The following is a 20,980-nucleotide window of genomic DNA, read 5'->3' as shown; positions in this document are numbered from 1 at the left end:
ACCTCAAAAGCCTAAACAATGTCATCGAAAGCTCATAGAGGGACGAGTTGTGACAGCGTTGATGTTCGGCCCCAGTGATGCGCCTCTGTTCGGCGTCTTTCATCCTTCGACGGCGCAGATGCGCGCCAAGCGGGCTGTCCTTCTGTGTAACCCGTTTGGAGAGGAAGCGATCCGCGCCTTCCGCCCGTTCAAGCGCCTTGCCGAGAGCCTCGCGGCGGACGGCATCCCGTCCTTTCGGTTCGATTATCACGGCACGGGCGATTCCGCCGGCGCGGATGACGAACTGACCCTTGAAGGCATGACGCAAAGCCTTTTGGCCGCGCATGAGGAGCTGCAGGATCTGTGTGAAGCCCGTGAGATTTACTGGGTCGGCTTGCGTCTCGGCGCATGGCCGGTGTTGGCCGCCGCGCAAGACGCGCGCCCAGCCGGGGTGATCCTCTGGGAAGCGGTGGCCGATGGCCCGGCCTATCTTGAAGAACTTAAAGCCATGCCTAGCCATGCCGATGAAGCGCTTGGGTTTCCGATCCCGCCCGCTCTCGCGGAAGGGTTGAGGGCAGGATTACCAGCGGCCCCCGAAGGCGTGCCGGTCAAGCTGATCGGGTGTGACGAGCTATTCGGGCAAAGGCCCCTGATCCCGCCGAGGGCGGAGGAATGGAATTCAGACGATGCCCTTAATTCCTTCACCATGCCGGTCGAGACGCTGGGCCTGATCCAGCGGGAGATTGCCGCATGGTGATCCGGGAACGCATCATTTCCTTCGGCGAAGACGGCAGCCTTTTCGGCATTGCGAGTTTCTCTGCGGATAAGGAACGCCGTGAGCCGATCCTGATCCCGAATGCCGGGATCGTTCACCGGATCGGCCCGCACCGGCTTCATGTCCGGCTTGCAAGGGCGCTAGCCGAAGCAGGCTATCCCGTCCTTCGCTTTGACCTTCACGGTCTTGGGGATAGCGGGCCGCCTTCACCCGAAATGGGGTTCGAAGAACAGGCGATCAGCGACATCTCCGCTGCCATTGATGCCATGCGCACCGACAGTGTGACGATCATCGGGCTTTGTTCGGGAGCGGATAATGCTATGCGCGCCGCGCAGGGGGATCGTCGTATCCGCCGCCTCGTCCTGCTCGATCCTCATGCCTATGGCAGCGCCCGGGCCAGCGCCTCGCGGCTGATCGAGAAGGCCGCTGATCCTGACCGCTGGTGGCGGGCGGCTTCGCGTCTGATGGGCGGGGGCGGCGTCGATGCCGTCATGCGGCCGGGCCATGAGGAGGGCGAGCTTGAAGAAGCAGAACGCCTGCCGATCGCCAAGGAGGAATTCGCGGCTCAGCTTGATGCGGTGTCAAAGCGTGGCGGGCGGGTCCTGATCCGTTACACAGATTTCGTCCGCGAGACCCTGACTTCGGCGGCACATTTCCATGCGGCTTTCCCGGAGGGCCGGTTCGGCAAATTCCTGACGATTGATGTCGACCGGGAGACGGATCATACCTATACGGCGCTTTCAGCCCAGCAGCGGCTTATCGCCCGCCTGTCGGACTGGCTCGAAAGCACCGATACAGCCCGGGACAAAAGTGCATGAATGCGGCCCATCAAGGTGGATTGACGGCGCGAGTAATGCGCGGAGCGGCGATCATCGTTGCCGGCCGGTTCTTTCTGCGCATCATCGGGTTGGTCAATACGATCCTCCTTGCCCGGCTGTTGACGCCGGAGGATTTCGGCCTGATCGCCATCGGGGTCGTGATCATCCAGATCCTCGAGAACATGTCGGATCTGAGTATCTCCCGCGCGGTCGTGAAGTTCCGGGATGCCAGCAGCGAAGTCTTCGACACGCTTTTTACCATCTCGCTGATCCGCGGGGTGATCGTGATGGGGATCATGTTCGCGCTCGCGCTGCCGGCGGCGGCGTTCTACGAGGATGTCCGTATCACGAACATATTCCTCGCGCTGGGGCTGGTCTCGATGGTCAAGTCCTTCCGGAACCCTCGTTTCTTTGAATTTGAGCGTGACCTTGATTTCTCCCGTGAGTTCATCGTCAGCATCTTGACCAAGATCGCTTCAGTTGCGGTCTCGATCATTGTCGCTTTGATCTTCAGGACCTATTGGGCGATCATCCTCGGGATTGCCGCCGGGACAACGATGGAGGTGGTCCTTTCCTTTGTCTTCCGCGCTTACCGTCCGCGATTGTCCTTCAAGGCCTTCAATCAGTTAATCGGCTTCATGGGCTGGCTCAGTGCATCGAGCGTCGTCATTGCGCTGAATAACAAGATTGGCCCGCTTGTCCTTGGCCGGATCGTCGGGGCAGGGCCGACGGGCTCCTATTATATCGGTGTGCAGCTCTCCAATCTGGTGGGCCGGGAATTCGCCGCACCCATCGTGCGCGCACTTTATCCGGGGCTCTCCAGCCTACAGGGCCAAGATTTGCGGATGCGCAATGCTTTCCTGCGCGGTGTGGAGGCGATGGCCGCGATCGTCGCGCCTGCGGCATTCGGCCTGTCCTTTATTTCAAAAGACGCAACGACCCTTGTGCTGGGGGAGGGCTGGGACATGGCCGCCATGGTGCTTGCCGTTCTGAGCCCGATCTATGGGCTGACCGGCATGCTGAGTGGCGGACAGAGCCTCGCCATGGCGGCAGGCAAGGTCCGGCCGGTCTTCTTCCGGGAGCTTTATATCCTGATCATCCAGTTGCCGGTGCTGATCTATACCGCGACGCATTACGGCTTAGAGGGAGCACTCTGGGGATCGGTTGGCACAGGGATCATCTATATCGGCCTGCAGAGCCGCCTTTACGCGATGACGGTGGATGACCACTGGTGGCGCCCGTTCTGGATTGCCCGCAGGGGGCTCGGCGCGTTGATCCCAATGTCGATCTGGTTCTGGGGCATCCGCCCGGAGGTCATGGCGATCGAGAAACTGCCACTCATTGCCCGCCTGCTGACGGATTGCACGACCGGCGCGCTGCTCTATGGCTCAACGCTTCTGGCGCTCTGGTTGCTGGAAGGGCGCCCGGACGGGTTCGAGCGTCAAGTTCTCGGCATCGTCAAAAAGCGCAGGCTCGCCTGAGCAGCTCTACTTTTTTATCAGTGAGGTGATGAGCTTACGGTAGGCATCGACCATGCCATCGAGGCCATAGGACGCTTCCGCCCTGAGCCGATTGGCCGCGCCCATCTGGTGTCGGAGGTTCTCATCTTTCGCCAGCCTAAGCAGCGTACCTGTCATCGCGTCGATATCTTCCGTCCCGTGAATAAGCCAATAGCATTCGGAAGGGAGGATCAGGCGGATGTCCCCGACATCGGTGGTCACCGCCGGCAGGGACGCAGCCATCGCCTCGACAAGGCTGATCGGCATCTGTTCGGTATCGGAGGTGAGGGCAAAGACATCCATCTTCGCAAGCTGCGCCGGGATGTCTTCCCGCATTCCTGGAAACTCAATCGAGTCAGTCACGCCCATCTTTGCTGCAAGTTCTTCGAGGCTTGCGCGCTCGGGACCATCTCCGACGATTAGCAGTTTTGCGTCCAGTTGCGCGCGCAGCCGAGCAAAGACCTCGATCAGCCGGTCAAAGCGTTTCTCTGCCCGCATGGCCCCGACCGTGCCGATGGTGAAGGGCCGAGACGGTGGGGGCGGCAGGCGGAACGCCTCAAGCTCAACCCCGTTCGGGATCAGATGGACCCGGTGCTCGCCGACCTCCCAGTCGGACATGAACCGGTCCAGCAAGAGATGAGAGGGGCACACAAAATGCAATCGTCCCCGTCCGGAGAAAATCCGTGAGAACAGGAACCGGCGCGCAAGATCGCGTTTCCAGTTCCATTTTCCCAGCGCCTCATCAGGGCCGAACCCGTCTTCGAAATGTAAGTGCGGCATGGGCTTTGCCCGCGTATTGGCGAGCGTCCATTCGATCGTGCCCCAGTTCGAGGTCAGAAGAAGATCTGCGTCGACCTCATTCAGGCTGGCGCGAAACCGTTTGACATTGCCCGGCGAGATGAAGCCCGTTTTCTGGACCTCGACCTCATGGCGCTGGCATGACGGCACACCGTCGAGCAGGCTTTCTGCTGTATAACACCCATCCATCGCTGTGATGAAGTGCTCGGCTTCTTCTCCCATGGCATGGGCGAGCGCGGCAAAGCGGCGCTGCGGTCCGCCAATCGCAAAGGTCGAGAAAACCCAGTGCAGCCTCATGCCGGGTCATCCGCATGAGACAGGATTGCCTGCGTCCGGAATTGCGCTTCATCCGTGCACGGGCTCCAGCCAAGGGCTGATTGCTCGGCGGCGGTGCCAATGGGGGCGACCATGCCGCGTGACTTGAAATCCCGCGAGGACGGCGTGAGAAGGCCTTTGCGCCCGGCGACTTTCTTGGCCGTCCATTTGGCCCATTCTGATGCCATCAGCATGAAGAGGCGGCTGGAATGGAATTTGAGCGGGCGGCCCGTCGCGCGTGAGAGTTCTTCTGTATACTGCCGCGCCGTCCAGCGGACCCCGCCAACAAGGTTGAAGGCTTTGCCCTCAATCGTCTCGATATCCGCATCAAGCGTCGCGATGATCGCCGAGACGACATCATCAACAAGCACGAAAGGCAGGGGGTTCTTACCCTTGTTCCAGCCTTGGCAATGGGTTTCGTTCTCATAAGCGCCGAGGGCGGAGTGAAAGGGCGAGGCGCCGGGACCGACCACGATAGCGGGTCGCAGAATGGCGATCGGCACGCCGTCGCTTTCTTCCATGGCATGTTCGGCGAGGATCTTGGCGCGTGCATAATCGGCACGTGTGTCCGGCTCGGGATCGACAGGGGTCGACATGGTCACTGTGGTCTCAGGATCACCGAGATAAAGCGCGGCGGAAGAGCTGATGAAGATCAGCCGTTCGGCGCCTTCCGCGCTGGCCGCTGCGGCAACCGTCCGTGCCCCGCCGACCATGGCCTCGGCGATGGCGTCGCGCGTCGCGCCGCCCCCGCCATGGGCAAGGTTCACGACTTTCGGCGCGCGGCGGATCACCTCTCGCACCCTCGTCTCATCACTGATCGAGCCGGAAAAGAGCCCGACATTCTCCTGATGGAAGACGGACGGTAGATTGCCCAGCGACCGGGCCATCACGGCCACTTTCTGCCCACGCGAGGTCAGTTCCTCGACAAGGCGTGAGCCGATAAAGCCCGTGCCGCCCAGCACCGCGACATCATAGCGGGCATCCGCAGCCGGCACAGCAGGCGCCTGAGGGGTGCGGACGGTAATCCCTTGCGCCATTTTCTCGCACAGGGAGACAAGGCGGCTGCCCTCAAGGTCAATGAATGGCTCATCAAAGAAAAGCCTGTCGTGGAAATGCTCGATGGAACCACGGATCGACCGATTGAACCCGTCAGAGAGCGGACCAAGACGCAGGATCTCCCGCGCAAAACCGGTAAGCCCGCCAAGGCCAGCGCTGGCCGCCCGCCGGGACACGCCAAAACTGCGCTTGGCAAAATCAATCGGCGGAATTGAGGCATGGGGACGCTGCGCTGTCACGCGGCTCTCGAAAATATCCGCATCGATCACGCCGTCATCACACAGAAGGCTCATCGTCCAGGACGGAAAATTCGCGCCCAGCACGATCTGGAGCTGCGCATCGGCGTGCGCGCCCTGAAGGCTGATCGCGTAATCGGTGACAAGCTCGATGCCGTCTGCCGGACGCCGCACGGGACCGGGCAGCACCTGTACGTCGCTGACCTCACCGATCAGCACATCAAGTTGGGAGAGGGGGTGCACGGCTTGCTCAAGCAGCAAATTGCGCGGAGAGTTGAACATCCAGTGGCCAAAGGCCCGGGCCGTCATCTGGCGCAGCGGGGCGGCATAGCGCATCTGCACCCGGCGCAGACGGCCATAGCGGCCACTCTCCAGCATCTTCTTTGCCCGGACAAAGACAGGGTGATGGATGAAATTATGATTGATCGCGAGACTGGTGCCGCCTTCCTCAGCGGCCGCGATCAGCCTTGTGCATTCTTCCGCATCCTGCGCCATCGGCTTTTCGAGCAGGACTGGCACCCCGACGGCCAGCAGGGGCAGGGTGGTCGCTTCATGAAGAGGCGGGGGCGTCACCACATGCGCGGCATCGGGACGGTCCGCTTCCAGCATCGCTTCGATCGAGGGATAGGCGGTTGCGCCCGCCTGCCTCGCGAGGCCCTCGGCGCGCGCCATGTTCGGATCGACGATCGCCGAGACCCGTACTCTCCTGATGGACTGAAGCGCCGTCAGATGGACCGGCGCGATAAAACCCGCCCCGATCAGCGCCACTTTGCGTTTGTTACTCATAGAATGCCCGCCAACCCGGAATGACTGGATTAAGATCCTGATTAACGGTGATTTCTTAGGATTTCTCTTATCTTGCCTTAAGGTGACGGGGTTTTCGCCCCGCGCCTATCGCCGCAGGGCCGCAATCGCCCGGTCGAGGCCGGACAGCGTCAGCGGATACATCCGTCCCTCCAGCAATTCATTGGTCATGGCGATGGAGGGCGTATAGCCCCAGCGCGCTTCTGCGACCGGATTCAGCCACGCCATGCGCCCGAATTTTGAGGTCAGCCGATCCATCCAGATCGCGCCCGGCTCCTGGTTCATATATTCGACTGAGCCGCCTGGCATGGTGATCTCGTAAGGGCTCATCGAGGCATCGCCGACAAAGATCACGACATAATCATCGCCATAGGTCCGCAGCACCTCATGGGTGGAGAGCTTGTCCGTCCAGCGTCGCGAATTGTCCTTCCACACAAAGTCGTAGAGGAAATTGTGGAAGTAGAAATATTCCAGATGCTTGAACTCGGTCTTGGCGGCGGAGAAAAGCTCTTCACACACACGGATATAGGGGTCCATCGATCCGCCAATATCAAAGAACAGCAACACCTTGATCGTGTTGCGCCGCTCTGGACGCATCTTGACGTCAAGATAGCCTGACCGCGCTGTCGAATTGATGGTGCCGCCAAGGTCGAATTCATCGGGCACGCCCTCGCGCGCAAATTTCCTCAGCTTGCGGAGCGCGACCTTGATGTTCCTTGTGCCGATTTCGATATCGTCCTGCAGGTTGCGGAACTCACGCTTTTCCCAGACTTTGACCGCGCGCTTGTGCCGCGACTCACCGCCGATGCGCACGCCTTCGGGGTGATAGCCTGAATGCCCGAAGGGCGAGGTTCCGCCCGTGCCGATCCATTTATTGCCGCCCTCATGGCGCTCTTTTTGTTCCTTCAGGCGTTCGCCGAGCGTCTTCATCAGCTCGTCCCAGCCGCCGAGCTTTTCGATCTCGGCCATTTCCTCCGGCGTCAGATATTTCTCTGTTAGCGCTCTCAGCCACTCATCGGGCAATTCGCGTGCGTCGGGCGCAATCCCGGCGAGGCTTTCGAGCCCCTTGAAGGTCTCCCCGAAAATCCGGTCGAATTTATCGAGATGGCGCTCATCCTTCACCAAGGCCGCGCGCGAGAGATAATAGAAATTCTCGACCTCCATACCGGGCAGGCCAGCCTTCATCGCCTCGAGCAATGTAAGGTATTCGCGGAGTGACACTGGTACGCCAGCATCTTTGAGGTCATGGAAAAATCGCGTGAACATGAGCGGGACAATAGAGCGTTCGAGCGCTCAACCCAAGTGACTGATTGCCCTCTCAATTCGCTTCTGTTTAGATAATCGGCAGAACGGGCACTGTCGGCAAACGGCGGGCTGATAAAAACATAAATAGGGGAATGCGGAAGATGACTTCCGAACACATGCTTGCGCCTTTTGGCGTCAAGACCGCAGGACTATTGCATCACAATCTGAAGGAAGCAGCGCTCTATCAACAGGCGATTGAGCGCGGTGAGGGTGAGATCGCCGAAGGCGGCCCGCTCGTCGTCAAGACAGGGCTTCACACGGGCCGGTCGGCGAAGGACAAATTCACCGTCCGCGACGACACCAGCGAAGACACTCTGTGGTGGGACAATAATGCCGAAATGTCGCCGGGCAATTTCGAAGCCCTGTGGAGTGACTTCAGGGAACATCTCGAAGGCCGTGAGCTGTTCGTACAGGATCTTTTTGGCGGCGCGGATCCGCAGAACCGGATTGCCGTCCGAGTCATCAATGAGCTGGCCTGGCACAATCTCTTTATCCGGCACCTGCTGCGGCGGCCCTCAGATGAAGAACTCGAGCGTTTTGATCCTGAATATACGATCATCAACCTGCCGAGTTTCAAGGCGGACCCTGCGCGACATGGCGTCCGCAGTGATACGGTGATCGCGGTCAATTTCACGAAAAAGCTGATCCTGATCGGCGGGACTGCCTATGCCGGGGAGACCAAGAAATCGGTCTTTACCCTGCTCAATTATGTCCTGCCCGAACGCGGCATCATGCCGATGCATTGCTCCGTCAATGTCGGCAGTGACGGTGACGCGGCCGTGTTCTTTGGCCTGTCCGGTACGGGCAAGACGACCCTGTCGGCGGATCCGAACCGCCAGCTTGTCGGCGATGACGAGCATGGCTGGACAAAGGATGGGCTCTTTAATTTCGAAGGTGGCTGTTACGCCAAGATGATCCGCCTGTCGGCGAAAGCCGAGCCCGAAATCCATGCCACCACGAAGAAATGGGGAACGGTGCTCGAAAATGTAGTGATGGACCCCGAGACACGGGAACTGGATCTTGATGATGATACGCTGGCGGAAAATAGCCGTGGCGCCTATCCCATCCACTATATCCCGAACATCGTGGAGGATGGCCAGTGCGGGCCCGCCCGGAATGTCGTGATGCTGACCTGTGATGCCTTCGGCGTCATGCCGCCGATTGCGAAACTCTCAACGCCGCAGGCCATGTATCACTTCCTTTCAGGCTATACCGCGAAGGTCGCCGGCACAGAACGCGGCGTGACCGAGCCGACCGCGACCTTCTCAACCTGCTTCGGGGCGCCCTTCATGCCGCGTCATCCGTCTGTCTATGGCGAACTCCTTCGCCGACGGCTGGAGGAGACAGGCGCGACCTGCTGGCTGGTAAATACAGGCTGGACGGGCGGCGCCTATGGGGCAGGGGAGCGGATGCCGATTGCGGCGACCCGTGCGCTCCTCAATGCGGCGCTTGATGGTTCTCTGAATACGGAGCGCTATCGCGAGGATGAGAATTTCGGCTTCCTCGTGCCGATGGAAGCCCCCGGCATTGAGACGGATATTCTCAATCCGCGCAGCACATGGGCGGACCCTGCGGCCTATGATCAGCAGGCTCGGAAGCTCGCCGAGATGTTCCGCCGGAATTTCGAGAAATTCGAGGCCCATGTCGCAGAAGATGTCCGCAAGGCGGCACCCGGAAGTTAAGTGACGTCGCGGCTTTTCCGCATGCGGCGGACCGGCTAGATCGTCATGCATGACACATGATTATCTGGCCGATCCCCGCAACGAAACGATCCTGATCGACGTCAATGGTGAGCTTTTCCCTCGGGCCAAGGCTAAGGTCTCGGTCTTTGATTCAGGCTTCATGCTCGGCGATGGCGTGTGGGAGGGCTTACGCGTTCACAAGGGTAAGATCCCGTTCCTTGAGCGGCATATGGATCGCCTTTTTGAAGGCGCAAAGACGCTCGACTTCGCCAATATGCCGTCCCGGGACGAGATCATCGCCCGGCTCCATGCCTGCCTTGAGGCCAATGGCATGGAGGAGGGGGTGCATATCCGCCTGATGGTCACGCGGGGCGAGCGCTCGACCCCCTATCAGGATCCGCGCGTCACCATCACGCCGCCGACCATCGTGATCATCCCTGAATATAAAACGCCCGTGGCGCATCATGAAGGCGTCAATCTCTTCACGGTGCATGTGCGGCGCGGCTTTCCCGATGTGCAGGACCAGAAGCTCAATTCGCATTCCAAGATCAACTGCATCATGGCCTGTATCCAGGCGGCAAAGGCCGGCGCGGATGAGGCGCTGATGCTTGATCCGCACGGCTTTGTGGCGACCTGTAACTCGACCCATTTCTTCATCGTGCGGAAGGGCGAGCTGTGGACCTCGACCGGAGAATACTGCCTTGGCGGGATTACGCGCGGGGTGATCCTGGAGCTGGCAGCAGAGGAGGGGATCACCGTCCGTGAAAAGAGCTTTTCGCTCACCGATGTTTATGGCGCGGATGAGGCCTTCATCACTGGCACCTTTGCGGGACTGACACCGGTGAAATCGGTCGACGACCGCCAGATCGGAGAGGGCGCCCGTCCTGTCATGGAGCGTCTGATTACGGCGTATCTCGCTCGTATCGATAAGGAATGCGCCTGATGACCCGCCGGATTGCGATGTGGTCGGGACCACGGAATATCTCAACGACCATGATGCGCAGCTTTGAGAACCGCAGCGATACGGCGGTCACGGATGAGCCGTTCTATGCGCATTATCTGACTGTCACCGGGCTCGACCATCCCATGCGGGACGAAGTCTTAACGGCGCAACCGACTGATTGGCGCGTTGTCGCGGAGGCGTTAACGACCGAGGCGCCGGCGCCGGTCTGGTTCCAGAAACACATGACCCAGCATATGATGGACGAGATCGATCTCGGTTTCATGAGTGAAATGCAGCATTTCTTCCTGATCCGTGATCCGCGCCTGATGGCGGCATCGTTCGCCAAGAAGATGAATAAGGTGACGGCGGAGGATCTGGGGCTGGCCCGTGAACTCGCCCTCTTTCGGATGGCCGAGAAGTTAACCGGCACAACCCCGGCGGTTATCGATGCGCAGGACGTGCTCCGAAATCCCGAAGCCATGCTGCGGGCTTTGTGTGACAATCTCGATCTTGAATTCGATCCGGGCATGCTGAACTGGCCGGCGGGTCCGCGCGATAGTGACGGTGTCTGGGCACCGCACTGGTATGATGCCGTTCACAGCTCAACGGGCTTTGGTGATCCGGTGACGGATATTCCGTCTCTCACAGGTGATGCGCTCTCTGCCGCGCTGGCGTCCATGACGCCGTATAAGGAGCTCTACAAGCTGCGACTGACAGCGTAGAGCTCCCTATCATCGTAAAGCGGATTATTCCGTCATCGCCGCTGTGTGCGTCAGCGTATCCGTATATTGCTGGAAGGCGATGATCTTGCCGTCCTCGACTGTCCACGAATGAACGAAGGGCACATCAAGCGGCTTACCGGTCGCAAGGTTGATGCCGCCATAGCGGCCAAAGACCACGACACGGTCACCATCAACGACAAACTCCGCAGGCGTCGCGCTGAACCCGTCCCATTCACCACCAAGCCGGGCGAAGAGGCCGGTCAGGACAGCCTCAGGGCCTTCATAGGGGTTTTTGTCAGAATAGGGATTTCCTTCAGCCTCGTTCCAGACAATGTCCGGTGACATCGTGCCCAGCACCATGGCCATGTCGCCCGCGGCAAAGCCTTCATAGATCATCTCGACAGGTGCTTTGGCAGAATCATCAGAGGCCGCCATTTCCGGCAGCGGAACATCCGTGCTCCATCCATCGATGACGACGAGCCATTTTCCGTCCTCGCCCTTTTTGTAGACATTTATGCCCTTGCCTTCATCGGTGAAGACATCGCCAGTCTCTTTCAGCGTGTCGTTCGATTCGTAGGCGTAGCGTTCAACGGCGATATCACCGCTGACATCGAAGCTCAGTGACGTTTTTTTCCATTGGGTGTCAAAAGCGTCGTAATAGCCGCCGACCCATTCGCGAACGGCTTCCTTGCCGACGACTTCTGGCCCGTGCGGTGCCTGGAAGGCGACATCCTCGGCCAGCATCGCCATGATGGTGTCGAGATCGTTCGAGTTGATCGCTTTAACGTAATTCTCAAGCAGCTCTTCTTCGAGCGCAGCTTCGTCGATCGCAGGTGCCGTGGCCGCTGGTTCGTCTGCGCCGCTGCAGGCTGCGAGCATGAGCGAAAGGCCCGACACTGTCAGGATAAGTGTTCGTTGCATGGAGGTTCCCCTTGTTCCGTTACAGACACTGCGGAGAACCGCGTTTGCACGCAATGATCTTGAGCTGTTGTCGGTGTGGACGGCGGAAAAAGGCGGCGCGCCCATGGGCCGGTACAGCCCCTGACAGCACTGGAATATTGATTGCACAATTTATATTGTCGCAAATTAAATATGCATCCAAGGATTGGCATATATGCTGGATTCCTGATCCTCATGAACCCCTGCGGCTCTCTGATGAAAATGAACCTCCGATTTTACGTCTCAGCGCGCCGCTGAACGCAGCTCAGCCATTTGTGTCCCTCTCTGCTCCAGCATAGACTCCCCTTTGGATTGATGGGGATTAAGACATGGCTCGCGGCATCTCTCTGTGCATCTGTCTGCTCGCGCTGTCGTTCTTCAGCGCCACCGAAGCTCTTCCAGCTCCTGCGTCAGACACTCCATATCAGACGCCGCGTGATCTCAGCGACGGCCTCACGGTCGGCAATGCGGCTGACCACGGTCTCTCGATTGACGCGCTCAACGCCATGGCAGCGGCACGCCAGTCGGATAGCTGGCAGAAGATCGATTCAATTCTCATCATGAAGGACGGCACGCTCGTCTTCGAAAGCTATCATAATTTCTACGCTGCTGGGCGCCGCCACGACATGGCATCTATCACAAAAAGCATCACATCTTTATTGGTAGGCATCGCGATCGATCAGGGTCACATATCGGGCGTCGATACGCCGATATATACGTACTATACGGACACTCCCTATAGTAACTATTTCGACGAAGCGAAGAGGGCGATTACCATTGAACATGTCCTGACCATGCGTCACGGGCTCGATTGTGACGATGCGGATGATACCAATATGAAGCGGTTTCGCGCATGGATGCGGTCTGCTGATCGTATGGCCGACATCCTGTCACTGCCCATGGTCCACGAGCCCGGTACCCACACAGCCTATTGCACCATGGCGACCGACCTCCTCCGCCCGGTCCTAGAAGGCGCGACCGGCATGAGCGTCACGGATTTTGCGCAAAGCGCCCTCTTCTCGCCACTCGGTATTTCGAACTTCGGTTGGAACGAGACCGATCCGGACCAACTCGGCATGGGTTACAATGGCAGAGCGCGCCCTCGCGATGTCATCCGCATCGGCCAGATGGTCGCCGATCAGGGTGTTTGGCAGGGCGAGCAGATCGTCTCATCGGACTGGATCGAGCAATCTTTCACCCCACGTGGCCAGATCTACGGCATCGATTACGGTTATCTGTGGTATTCAGAGCCCTATGAGATTGACGGGCGCACGATCCCCTCACGCCTCGCCATGGGTCAGGGCGGTCAACTTCTCATCCTTTTTCCCACAGAGGATGCCGTCGTCATGATCAATGCGCATGACTGGGACGGGAAGCTGAACTTCTACGACTTTGTCGCTCAATGGGTTTTACCCGCAATCAGCTCCGATCGGCGGGAATGACTGGCAGTTCCGAGGCCTGCCAGCTGTCCTCAAAGCATCACAATAACGGGGATGTAATTTTCCTCGCGATACGTTAACCTCTGCCACAGGGTATCTATCTTTGCAGGTGGGGTTTTCATGCGACATCTATTTTCCGGTTTTCTAGCCATTGCGATCATCGCCATGGTTGGTGTCGGGCTCTGGCAGAAAAATGGTGGTGAGTTCGAGCTTCCGTCGATTGGCGAAGCTTCTCTGACTAAGCAGGCAGCCAATATCGAGAAGGCAGCAACCAAGGCTGTCGATGCTGAAGCAGCTGGGGAAGCCGAGCTGCGGCGAGTTGCTGATGCCGTCAGCGGCATGTTCGCAACCTCATTTGGCGGCTTTACCGAAGGCGCCGCCACTGATGTCAAAATCACCATTGCGGGCTTTCCGGATGCGGGCCTCAGCATCGATGAGCTGAGCCTCTATGGCGCCGACGCAGACGCCATCGAATCAGTGGTGAACGGTGGCGAATGGACCGAGCTGCGGATTGCTGACCGGATCGACGCCAAGGGCATCGAGCTTTTCGGCCTCAACGAAGTCGTCGAACTCTTCACCATGCAGATGATGGGCCTTGGCCCGGCCGAGACCGAGGAAAGCTATGCACTGGCTGAAAGCCAGGCCGAAGCCATCGAAGAGATGGAAGAACTGACGGACGGCGATCTCGACCTTGAAATGGCTGATGAGCCTTCTTCGGACGCGCCCTTCACGATCAACGAATACAAATTCGCGATCGACCGCCTCGTGATCGACGGCATGACGCTTTATCCGCTCAGCGGTTCGGCTGAAGATGATGGCAGCCCGATGGCTATCGTCGCAAAGGTCGCCGATATCTACCGCGCCTCATCATATGAATGCTCCGCCGTCTGGAACATGGTTGGCCAGTTCGACTTTGAGACGCCGGAAATTGCCATGGATATCGAGTTCAGCTCCGGCTTCTCTGGGGCCACCGGCTGGATGCGCGGTGATCTTGAGAACACCGTTGCGACCGATATTGCCATGGAGATGACCCAGCACATTCTGTTCCTGGGCGATGACGGCATCACCAATTCGTCTCAGACCGTGAAGGCGAATGGCTGGCGTGACATGAAACTTGCCACCCTCCTCGGCTATCTTGCCGATGGGGCACTCCCGCCGATGACGGAGACGGATGTTCTCAGCCTCGGTGTGCTGAATATCGAAGGTCAGGTCGACAAGTCGAACGGCGAAATCATCAGCACGATGGACAGCCTGACGCTTGATCTGTCGAGCTTCCATTGGCTGATGCCAACTGCAGTTGGTGTCGAAGTTGATGGCCTGATGTATGACGTGCCCGTCCTACTCGATAGCCTCCTGTCGACCATGTCCATGGGCACAGGCGGCCTCGATGAGGAAGAACAGGCGCTCTATGATCAGGTGATTGCAATCGTCGAAGAGCAAGGCCTGACCAAGCCGGTCGTGGATCTGGATCTGGCGCTCAGCTGGAACCCGGAAGACGGGGCTACGGCCTATGACGTTGACGCCACGTTGCGTGAAGGCATGCGTAAGGTCGTCGATGTTGATGTCGTCCTGCCGAATTATGAGAGAATTTCGACCGCTGTGATGCAGGAAGATGGCAGCCAGGACTGGTCAGCTGTCGAAGGTCTCTTCGAAGAGGATTTGGCCTTTGGCGGGTTCTACCTGTCGCTTGAAGATATAGGCCTGCTCGAAGACATCTTCGCCATGGTGCCGAAATTCGCGGCCCTCATTCCGGCGGAGGATAATCCACAAGCCGGCATGATTGCCGCGCAATCGCCAGAGGCGCTGCGCCAGATGATCTCTGGTCTGATGCGGGCAGGCGCGACACAGGTCGCAAGCGAATTCCCGCCTGCTGTCGGTTACGTCAACGCGATTGCCGATTTCGTCGCAGAAGGCGGCACTCTTGTGGTCGCAGTCCAGCCGCCGGCAGCGCCGCTCAAGATGGACGATATCGAAGCGCTCGTCTCAGCACCCGATGCGACGCCTGACTCTATTGTTGAAGGTCTCGGTGTTCGGGTTGAACAATCAGGCACTGACGACGAAGTCTGAGAACGGATGAAAAGGTGAGGGGCGCTGAGCCCCCTCACCTGCCGGTCTCAATCACCATTCCATCGAACGCCGGCGCCACATGCGCCGGCGTTTCGCGTTCCAGCGTCTCATAATCCATGTCGATATGAAGATTAGTCAGCACTCCGCGCCCGGCCTCGGCACGGGTGAGCCAAGATAGCGTCTCTTCGAGATGCACATGGCTGGGATGCGGTTTGTAGCGCAGGGCATCACAGATCCAGACGCCGCAGCCCGTGACCATCGGCCATGAAGCCTCCGGCACGCCGCTGATATCTGGCGAATAGACAATCGACTCCTCACACATCCCGCCCATGCGGAACGCGAGGGAAGGCACCGGGCCATGCTCCATAAGGATGGGGAGGAGCTCGATATTGCCAGTCGGCCCGCCGATCTGAACGGGTTCGCCCGGTGTCAGCGGATGGTCGTCGAGGATCGCGGGATAGCCCGTCTTCGGATTATCTTCAAAGCAATAGCTGAACCGGTCTTTCAGGACGGGAGATGTCACATCACTGAGCCAGACCGGCATGCGCCGCCGCTGGTTGAGGACAAGTGCACGTAAATCATCGATCCCGTGGCACTGATCGGCATGGTCATGCGTCCAGGCGACTGCATCAAGTCGCCCGATTTTCGCATCGAGCAACTGCATGCGAAGATCCGGGCTCGTATCAATCAAGAGGCTGGTGAACGCCGGAACGTTCCATCCAAGGTCATCATCGGCACGCTGGATGAGGATCGAGCACCGGCGGCGGCGGTTCTTGGGGTTCTCAGGATCGCAGGCACCCCAATCCCCCTCACCATTCTTGCCGCCTAGCCGCGGGACGCCAGCGGAAGATCCGCAACCAAGAATGATCGCGCGCAGGCTCATGCGGGTCGCTTCGCTTTTGCGAACAGTCGGAAGAAATTGTCAGTCGTGACCTCTGCGATCTCCTCCGCGCTGACCCCGCGCAACTCGGCCAGGGCTTCAGCGACATGGGTGAGATAGGCCGGTTCATTGCGCCGCCCGCGATGCGGTACGGGCGCAAGGAAGGGGCAATCCGTTTCGATCAGCAGGCGGTCCATCGGCACGATACGGGCAATCTCTCGTACCTCTTCGGCCTTCTTGAAGGTCAGGATGCCAGAGAAGGAGACATAAGCGCCGAGCGCCAGTCCGCGGCTCGCAAGGTCCGGCCCGCCAGTATAGCAATGGAGCAGCGGCGTGAAGGCTTTCTCCGCATGCGCGGCTTCCAGTGCGGCGGCCATATCGTCATCCGCCTCGCGCGTATGGATGATCAGGGGCAGGCCGGTTTCCTGGGCGGCTTTGACATGCGCGTCAAAGACCGGCCCCTGAAATGCGCGGTCAGAATATTCGTAATGATAATCGAGCCCGCATTCACCGATGCCGACAACTTGCGGATCAGTGGCCTCAGCAATCAGCGTCTCGGCGGCAAGATCTGTATAATCCTTGGCGTGATGTGGATGGACCCCGACCGAGCGCCACATATTGGAACGGCCCGCGATGATCTCTTTGATCTCCGGCCCGGAATCGAGACGGTCGGAAATGGCGAGCATGGCGCCGATCCCGGCGTCCTTCGCGCGCGCGATGACCTCTTCTAGGTCATCCGTATACCGCTCACCATGTAGATTGACGTGACTATCGACCAGCATGCGGCCCTCGTAGACCATCATGCAGGGTCATGGCCATCATTATGGCGGTCTGCACCCGGTCGGCGTTCAGCGCCTCCGCCCGCGTGACGAGTGAAGCGATCTCATCATGCAGGCTGACAAGCTGATGGGCGGAACGCGCCGCCGAAAAGGCAGGTTCTGTCCCCTCCCCGCGCGCATATTGCCGGGCGGCATCGTTGAGCCGTGAGAGGAACAACTCCTGCGCATCGCGCCGGGCGTCTTCTGAATCCTTCTCGCCGAACCGGCGCGCGGCAGCGACGATATCGCCCCGGCCCGTTGCAGCCTTCACCAGCCCATCGGCCAGTTCACGGGCGAGCCGTCCCTCACCTGTCGCAAGGTTGAGCGCCCGTCCCGGCCGTCCGCGCGCGGCTTCCGCCGCATCGCGTGCTTCGCCCATATCGATGCCGTGTTCGCGTTCAAGCCATCCGGCAATCTCCCCAACCGGTTGAGGCGTCATATCCATGCGGCGGCAGCGCGAGCGGATCGTCGGCAAGAGGCGACCCGGCGCCACGGAAAGGAGTAGCATGGTCGCCCCGTCGGGCGGCTCCTCCAGCGTTTTGAGAAGCGCGTTAGCAGCTTGGGTGTTCAGCTCATCCGCCGTGTCGATGATGACGATCCGGCGCCCCGTCATTGAGGTTTGATGGAACCGGCCGATGACTTCGCGCACCTCATCGACCTTGATATTGGCGGGCAGCTTACCGGTCTTTTCATCGGGAGTGCGCCGCAGGATAAAAAGATCCGGGTGCCCCTCATTCGTAACCTGCGTGCGCGTTTTTTCATCAGCGCCGTCGAGCGTTTCAGAATGAGCGAGGACCGCGGCAGCAAGCTTGCGCGCAAACGTCCCCTTGCCGATCTGCTGTGGCCCGGTGATCAGCCAGCCGCCCGACAGTGCACCGCTTTTGAGCGCAGCTTCGGTCTTGGCCGCCAGCGCTTTGGACATCAGAAGGCTCATGGCGCCGCCTTTGTCAAATCTGGCAGGCGCTCTTCAAGCACTGCCCAGACAGCTTTTTCGACATCCTCGATGTCGCCGCCCGCGAAAATCTGTTCCGCACGAGTCTCTTGATCCGCAATCTTCTGGAATGCGGCGCGCACCGCCTCATGATAGGCATCACCCTTCTGCTCGAACCGGTCACGGGCGCCTCTGCCATCGGCACGCGACAGCCCCGCCGCCACGGGCAGATCGAAGATGAAAGTCAGATCCGGCATCCGTGTGCAGACGGCCTTCTCAACCTGCATCAGGAAATCCTGATCCATACCGCCGCCGCCGCCCTGATAGGCTCGGGTGGAATCACAGAACCGGTCAGAGATGACGGTCTTCCCAGCGGCCAGTGCGGGTAGAACGACCTCCCGCAGGTGCACATCGCGCGCGGCATTCATCATCAGCAATTCAGCCAGCGGCGACCAGTCCGCCTGCGGATCGAGCAGGGCTGTGCGGATTGCCTCCCCGCCTTTCGTGCCGCCCGGCTCCCGTGTGACGACAACATCATGGCCAAGGCCACCCAATCGTTCGGCGAGACGGGTCACTTGTGTCGTCTTGCCGGCCCCTTCAGGGCCTTCGAATGTGATGAAGAGGCCGGTCACTCGGCTTCTGCTGGCGGGGTGAAGAGGATTTTCAGCCCCATCCCCATCTTGGCGAAGACGCCTTTTTCCTCGACCGTCGCGGCAGCATAAAGCGGATATTCGCGGACCGGTTCGCCCGGCATCGTAAAGCGCATGACCGCGACCTGCTCGCCGGTTCGTACAGGCGCAATGATGGGATCACGATAGGTGATCCGGGCTTCAGCGCCTTCGAGGATCTTGCGGTGCCGGGTGAAAGTCATGGCCGCGCCGAGCTTAACCGGCAGGAGCTCTTCCTTGCCGCCAAAGACCGTCAGTTCCGTGACAATATCGTCCGGGCCGTAATAGGTCTGGGTCAGATATTGATTAAAGGCGATCTCCATCATCCGGACGCTTTCGCGGGCTCTCGCCTGCAAGGATGGGAGGCCGGTGACAACGATTATCCGGCGCACTCCGTCTTTCGATGCACTGCCGACCATGCCGTAGCCGGCTTCTTCAGTGTGCCCGGTCTTCATCCCGTCTGCGCCGGGAAAACCGGCCAACAGCGGGTTGCGGTTGGCCTGCGTGATGTCCGACCACGTCATTTCCGGGATGGAGTAGAGATAGCGGTAGGCCGGATATTCACTCCACATATGTCTGGCGAGTTTGGCAATGTCCGCCGCGCTCATGCGCTGGCCCTCATCGGTCATGCCGTGCGGGTTCGAGAAATGAGACTGTTTCAGGCCCCATTCCTTCGCCTTCAGGTTCATCAGCGCTGCAAAGCTCGCTTCATCCCCGGCGATGTTCTCCGCCACGACGACAGCGGCGTCATTACCAGACAGCGTGATGATCCCTTTGAGCAGGTCCTCGACCCGGATTTTGGTATCGACGAGCACGAACATTTTCGAGCCGCCCGTCCGCCATGCCTTGGCGGAGACATCGAATTCTGTGTCAGGGGTCAGCTCGCCTCGCTTGATCATGTCGAGGACGACCGCGACCGTCATCAGCTTCGACATGGAGGCCGGCGGGATCGGCTCATTCCCGCCCTTTGAGAACAGGATGTCGCCGGTGTCGCCATCCATGATGACGGCGTGCGTTGCGTCCGTCGTAACGGTCTGGGCGCTGGCCAGACCAAAAATGGCCGCCAGCACCGCCAGCATCTGGATGACGGGACTCAAACTACGCTTCACGCACCATACTCCTTCGTGAGGTGGTGGTTTAGAAAAGCACGCCGCCTCTCACAATATGCGCGTCCTCGAAACCTTGGGCGATGGCCTCGCGCATGGCCGCCTCGGCGGCAAATTCATGCACATAAGGCCCAATCCGCAGACGCTGGCGTGTTTCGCCAGAAACAGCCACCGTTTCGAGGCTCATCGGTACGATATCGTCGAACTTGCCAGCGGCAGAGGCGGCATTCTGGGGATCGGAGAAAACCCCGACCTGCACGAAATAGGCAATGGGTCCGAGATCGCTCTCGACCACGGGAGAGATTGGCACATTTGCGGCGGATGGCAGGCTTTCGCCTGAGACGACGATGGCGATCGGGTCTTCATAGCTGGCCGGGACTGCCATGGGCGCAGCCTCCACGGCAATAGATTCAGGGACTTCGCTACGGTTCGGCGTCGCATGCGCCATCACGACGCTGGGCGTGTCGATGATTTCCGGCAGAGGCGATTTCAGCGCCGCATAATTCTCCGGCAGACCAACCTTGACGATCGCATCATTAAGGCTCGCTTTGCCAAGATACTCGACGCGGACATTGGCAAGGCCCTTATCCTTCATGTCGAGCGTTTCTGCGGTTTTCTTTGAAAGATCGATAATCCGCTCGCCCGAGAACGGCCCGCGGTCATTGAGCCGCACGACGGCAGAGCGGCCATTCTCCAGATTGGTGACGCGGACGAGCGAAGGTAGCGGCAGGGTTTTGTGGGCGGCCGTCAGCCGCTCCTGATCGAAAATCTCGCCATTGGCGGTCAGCCGGCCATGGAACTTTGGTCCATACCAAGAGGCGAGCCCGGTCTTCACATACCCCGGCTCATCCTTCGGGATGTAGCGTATGCCACTGACATAATAGGGATTTCCAATCTTCTCATGCGGCGTCGCCTTGGCCTGGCGTGGACTAGGCGACGTGCCAGTCTTGGGATCGACTTTGGAAGTCGTCCCACAGGCTGCGAGAAGAGAGGTGACAAGAAGAAGGCTGATAAACTGCCGAAAATGACGTGCGAACATGCGGTCCCGCCCCGATAGAGATGACGCAGAAAAAAGCTTAGCGCCGACATGACCCCAGCAGCCTTAATCTCCCGTAAACTCCGCAACGAACTGCACATCCCTCCCCATGTTGCGCGCTCACTCGGCATAATGTAGCCCGCGCGGCGAGATGTTCGCAGGTG

General features: G+C 59.5%; 18 protein-coding genes. 8 read left to right on the top strand and 10 right to left on the bottom strand.

Annotated elements, in window-relative coordinates:
* Positions 1–49: 49 nt before the first annotated feature.
* From DX908_RS16210 to DX908_RS01495, 3 genes are read left to right on the top strand one after another with little or no spacing between them, the layout of a single operon-like run.
* Positions 50–736 (top strand): alpha/beta hydrolase family protein, encoded by a 687-nt coding sequence (locus DX908_RS16210; protein WP_158548410.1) that lies wholly within the window; start codon positions 50–52, stop codon positions 734–736.
* A complete protein-coding gene (locus DX908_RS01500) occupies positions 730–1,572 on the top strand; it encodes an alpha/beta fold hydrolase (RefSeq protein ID WP_116390699.1) in 843 nt (280 codons plus the stop codon). Before DX908_RS16210 ends, DX908_RS01500 begins: the two co-directional genes overlap by 7 nt.
* Positions 1,573–1,607: 35 nt before the next feature.
* On the top strand, positions 1,608–3,053 hold the full coding sequence (locus tag DX908_RS01495) for an oligosaccharide flippase family protein (protein WP_158548409.1): 1,446 nt from the start codon (positions 1,608–1,610) through the stop codon (positions 3,051–3,053).
* Positions 3,054–3,059: 6 nt separating this feature from the next.
* Here the strand turns inward: DX908_RS01495 and DX908_RS01490 are convergent, their stop codons facing one another.
* From DX908_RS01490 to DX908_RS01480, 3 genes are all read right to left on the bottom strand, one after another.
* Complete coding sequence (locus DX908_RS01490; RefSeq protein ID WP_116390697.1) at positions 3,060–4,166, bottom strand: glycosyltransferase family 4 protein; 1,107 nt, start codon at positions 4,164–4,166, stop codon at positions 3,060–3,062.
* Positions 4,163–6,262, bottom strand: a complete 2,100-nt coding sequence (locus DX908_RS01485) for an NAD-dependent epimerase/dehydratase family protein (protein WP_116390696.1) — start codon at positions 6,260–6,262, stop codon at positions 4,163–4,165. The genes DX908_RS01490 and DX908_RS01485 overlap by 4 nt, the downstream gene beginning before the upstream one ends.
* A gap of 105 nt (positions 6,263–6,367) precedes the next feature.
* On the bottom strand, positions 6,368–7,546 hold the full coding sequence (locus DX908_RS01480) for a vWA domain-containing protein (protein ID WP_116390695.1): 1,179 nt from the start codon (positions 7,544–7,546) through the stop codon (positions 6,368–6,370).
* A gap of 140 nt (positions 7,547–7,686) precedes the next feature.
* Here DX908_RS01480 and DX908_RS01475 point away from each other — a divergent pair, with 140 nt between their 5' ends.
* Genes DX908_RS01475 through DX908_RS01465 form a run of 3 tightly spaced genes read left to right on the top strand, consistent with a single transcriptional unit; the run spans position 7,687 to position 10,932 of the window.
* Positions 7,687–9,267, top strand: coding sequence for a phosphoenolpyruvate carboxykinase (locus DX908_RS01475; RefSeq protein WP_116392940.1), 1,581 nt, complete (start codon positions 7,687–7,689; stop codon positions 9,265–9,267).
* A 49-nt stretch (positions 9,268–9,316) separates the two neighbouring features.
* Positions 9,317–10,210, top strand: coding sequence for an aminotransferase class IV (locus tag DX908_RS01470; protein WP_116390694.1), 894 nt, complete (start codon positions 9,317–9,319; stop codon positions 10,208–10,210).
* On the top strand, positions 10,210–10,932 hold the full coding sequence (locus tag DX908_RS01465; protein ID WP_116392939.1) for a sulfotransferase-like domain-containing protein: 723 nt from the start codon (positions 10,210–10,212) through the stop codon (positions 10,930–10,932). Before DX908_RS01470 ends, DX908_RS01465 begins: the two co-directional genes overlap by 1 nt.
* 24 nt (positions 10,933–10,956) lie before the next feature.
* Here DX908_RS01465 and DX908_RS01460 read toward each other — a convergent pair whose 3' ends face one another.
* Positions 10,957–11,853 carry a nuclear transport factor 2 family protein gene (locus tag DX908_RS01460; RefSeq protein WP_158548408.1) on the bottom strand — a complete coding sequence of 299 codons (897 nt, stop codon included), beginning with the start codon at positions 11,851–11,853 and terminating at the stop codon, positions 10,957–10,959.
* Positions 11,854–12,200: 347 nt separating this feature from the next.
* On the opposite strand from DX908_RS01460, the gene DX908_RS01455 reads away from it, so the two are divergent.
* Both DX908_RS01455 and DX908_RS01450 read left to right on the top strand, forming a co-directional pair.
* Positions 12,201–13,313 (top strand): serine hydrolase domain-containing protein, encoded by a 1,113-nt coding sequence (locus DX908_RS01455; RefSeq protein ID WP_116390692.1) that lies wholly within the window; start codon positions 12,201–12,203, stop codon positions 13,311–13,313.
* Positions 13,314–13,430: 117 nt separating this feature from the next.
* A complete protein-coding gene (locus DX908_RS01450) occupies positions 13,431–15,377 on the top strand; it encodes an aq_1923 C-terminal domain (RefSeq protein ID WP_116390691.1) in 1,947 nt (648 codons plus the stop codon).
* 34 nt (positions 15,378–15,411) lie between these two features.
* Here DX908_RS01450 and DX908_RS01445 read toward each other — a convergent pair whose 3' ends face one another.
* The 6 genes from DX908_RS01445 to DX908_RS16700 are packed head-to-tail and all read right to left on the bottom strand — an operon-like array spanning position 15,412 to position 20,819.
* Entirely contained in the window at positions 15,412–16,260 is an 849-nt protein-coding gene (locus DX908_RS01445; RefSeq protein WP_116390690.1) for an MBL fold metallo-hydrolase, read from the bottom strand.
* The gene (locus DX908_RS01440; protein ID WP_233508613.1) at positions 16,257–17,060 is read right to left on the bottom strand and encodes a TatD family hydrolase; all 804 of its coding nucleotides are present in this window, start codon (positions 17,058–17,060) and stop codon (positions 16,257–16,259) included. Before DX908_RS01440 ends, DX908_RS01445 begins: the two co-directional genes overlap by 4 nt.
* On the bottom strand, positions 17,026–18,009 hold the full coding sequence (locus DX908_RS01435; protein WP_116390689.1) for a DNA polymerase III delta subunit-related protein: 984 nt from the start codon (positions 18,007–18,009) through the stop codon (positions 17,026–17,028). The genes DX908_RS01440 and DX908_RS01435 overlap by 35 nt, the downstream gene beginning before the upstream one ends.
* Positions 18,006–18,638 (bottom strand): dTMP kinase, encoded by a 633-nt coding sequence (gene tmk, locus DX908_RS01430; RefSeq protein WP_116390688.1) that lies wholly within the window; start codon positions 18,636–18,638, stop codon positions 18,006–18,008. Before tmk ends, DX908_RS01435 begins: the two co-directional genes overlap by 4 nt.
* On the bottom strand, positions 18,635–19,783 hold the full coding sequence (locus DX908_RS01425; RefSeq protein ID WP_147303692.1) for a D-alanyl-D-alanine carboxypeptidase family protein: 1,149 nt from the start codon (positions 19,781–19,783) through the stop codon (positions 18,635–18,637). The genes tmk and DX908_RS01425 overlap by 4 nt, the downstream gene beginning before the upstream one ends.
* Before the next feature lie 28 nt (positions 19,784–19,811).
* On the bottom strand, positions 19,812–20,819 hold the full coding sequence (locus DX908_RS16700) for a septal ring lytic transglycosylase RlpA family protein (protein ID WP_158548407.1): 1,008 nt from the start codon (positions 20,817–20,819) through the stop codon (positions 19,812–19,814).
* Positions 20,820–20,980 lie beyond the last annotated feature (161 nt).

Origin of the sequence: Parvularcula marina (genome assembly GCF_003399445.1) — a bacterium.
Taxonomy (GTDB): Bacteria; Pseudomonadota; Alphaproteobacteria; order Caulobacterales; family Parvularculaceae; genus Parvularcula; species Parvularcula marina.
The sequence above is the reverse complement of the archived record's forward strand: the minus strand, read 5'-3'. Positions and strand labels throughout refer to the sequence as shown.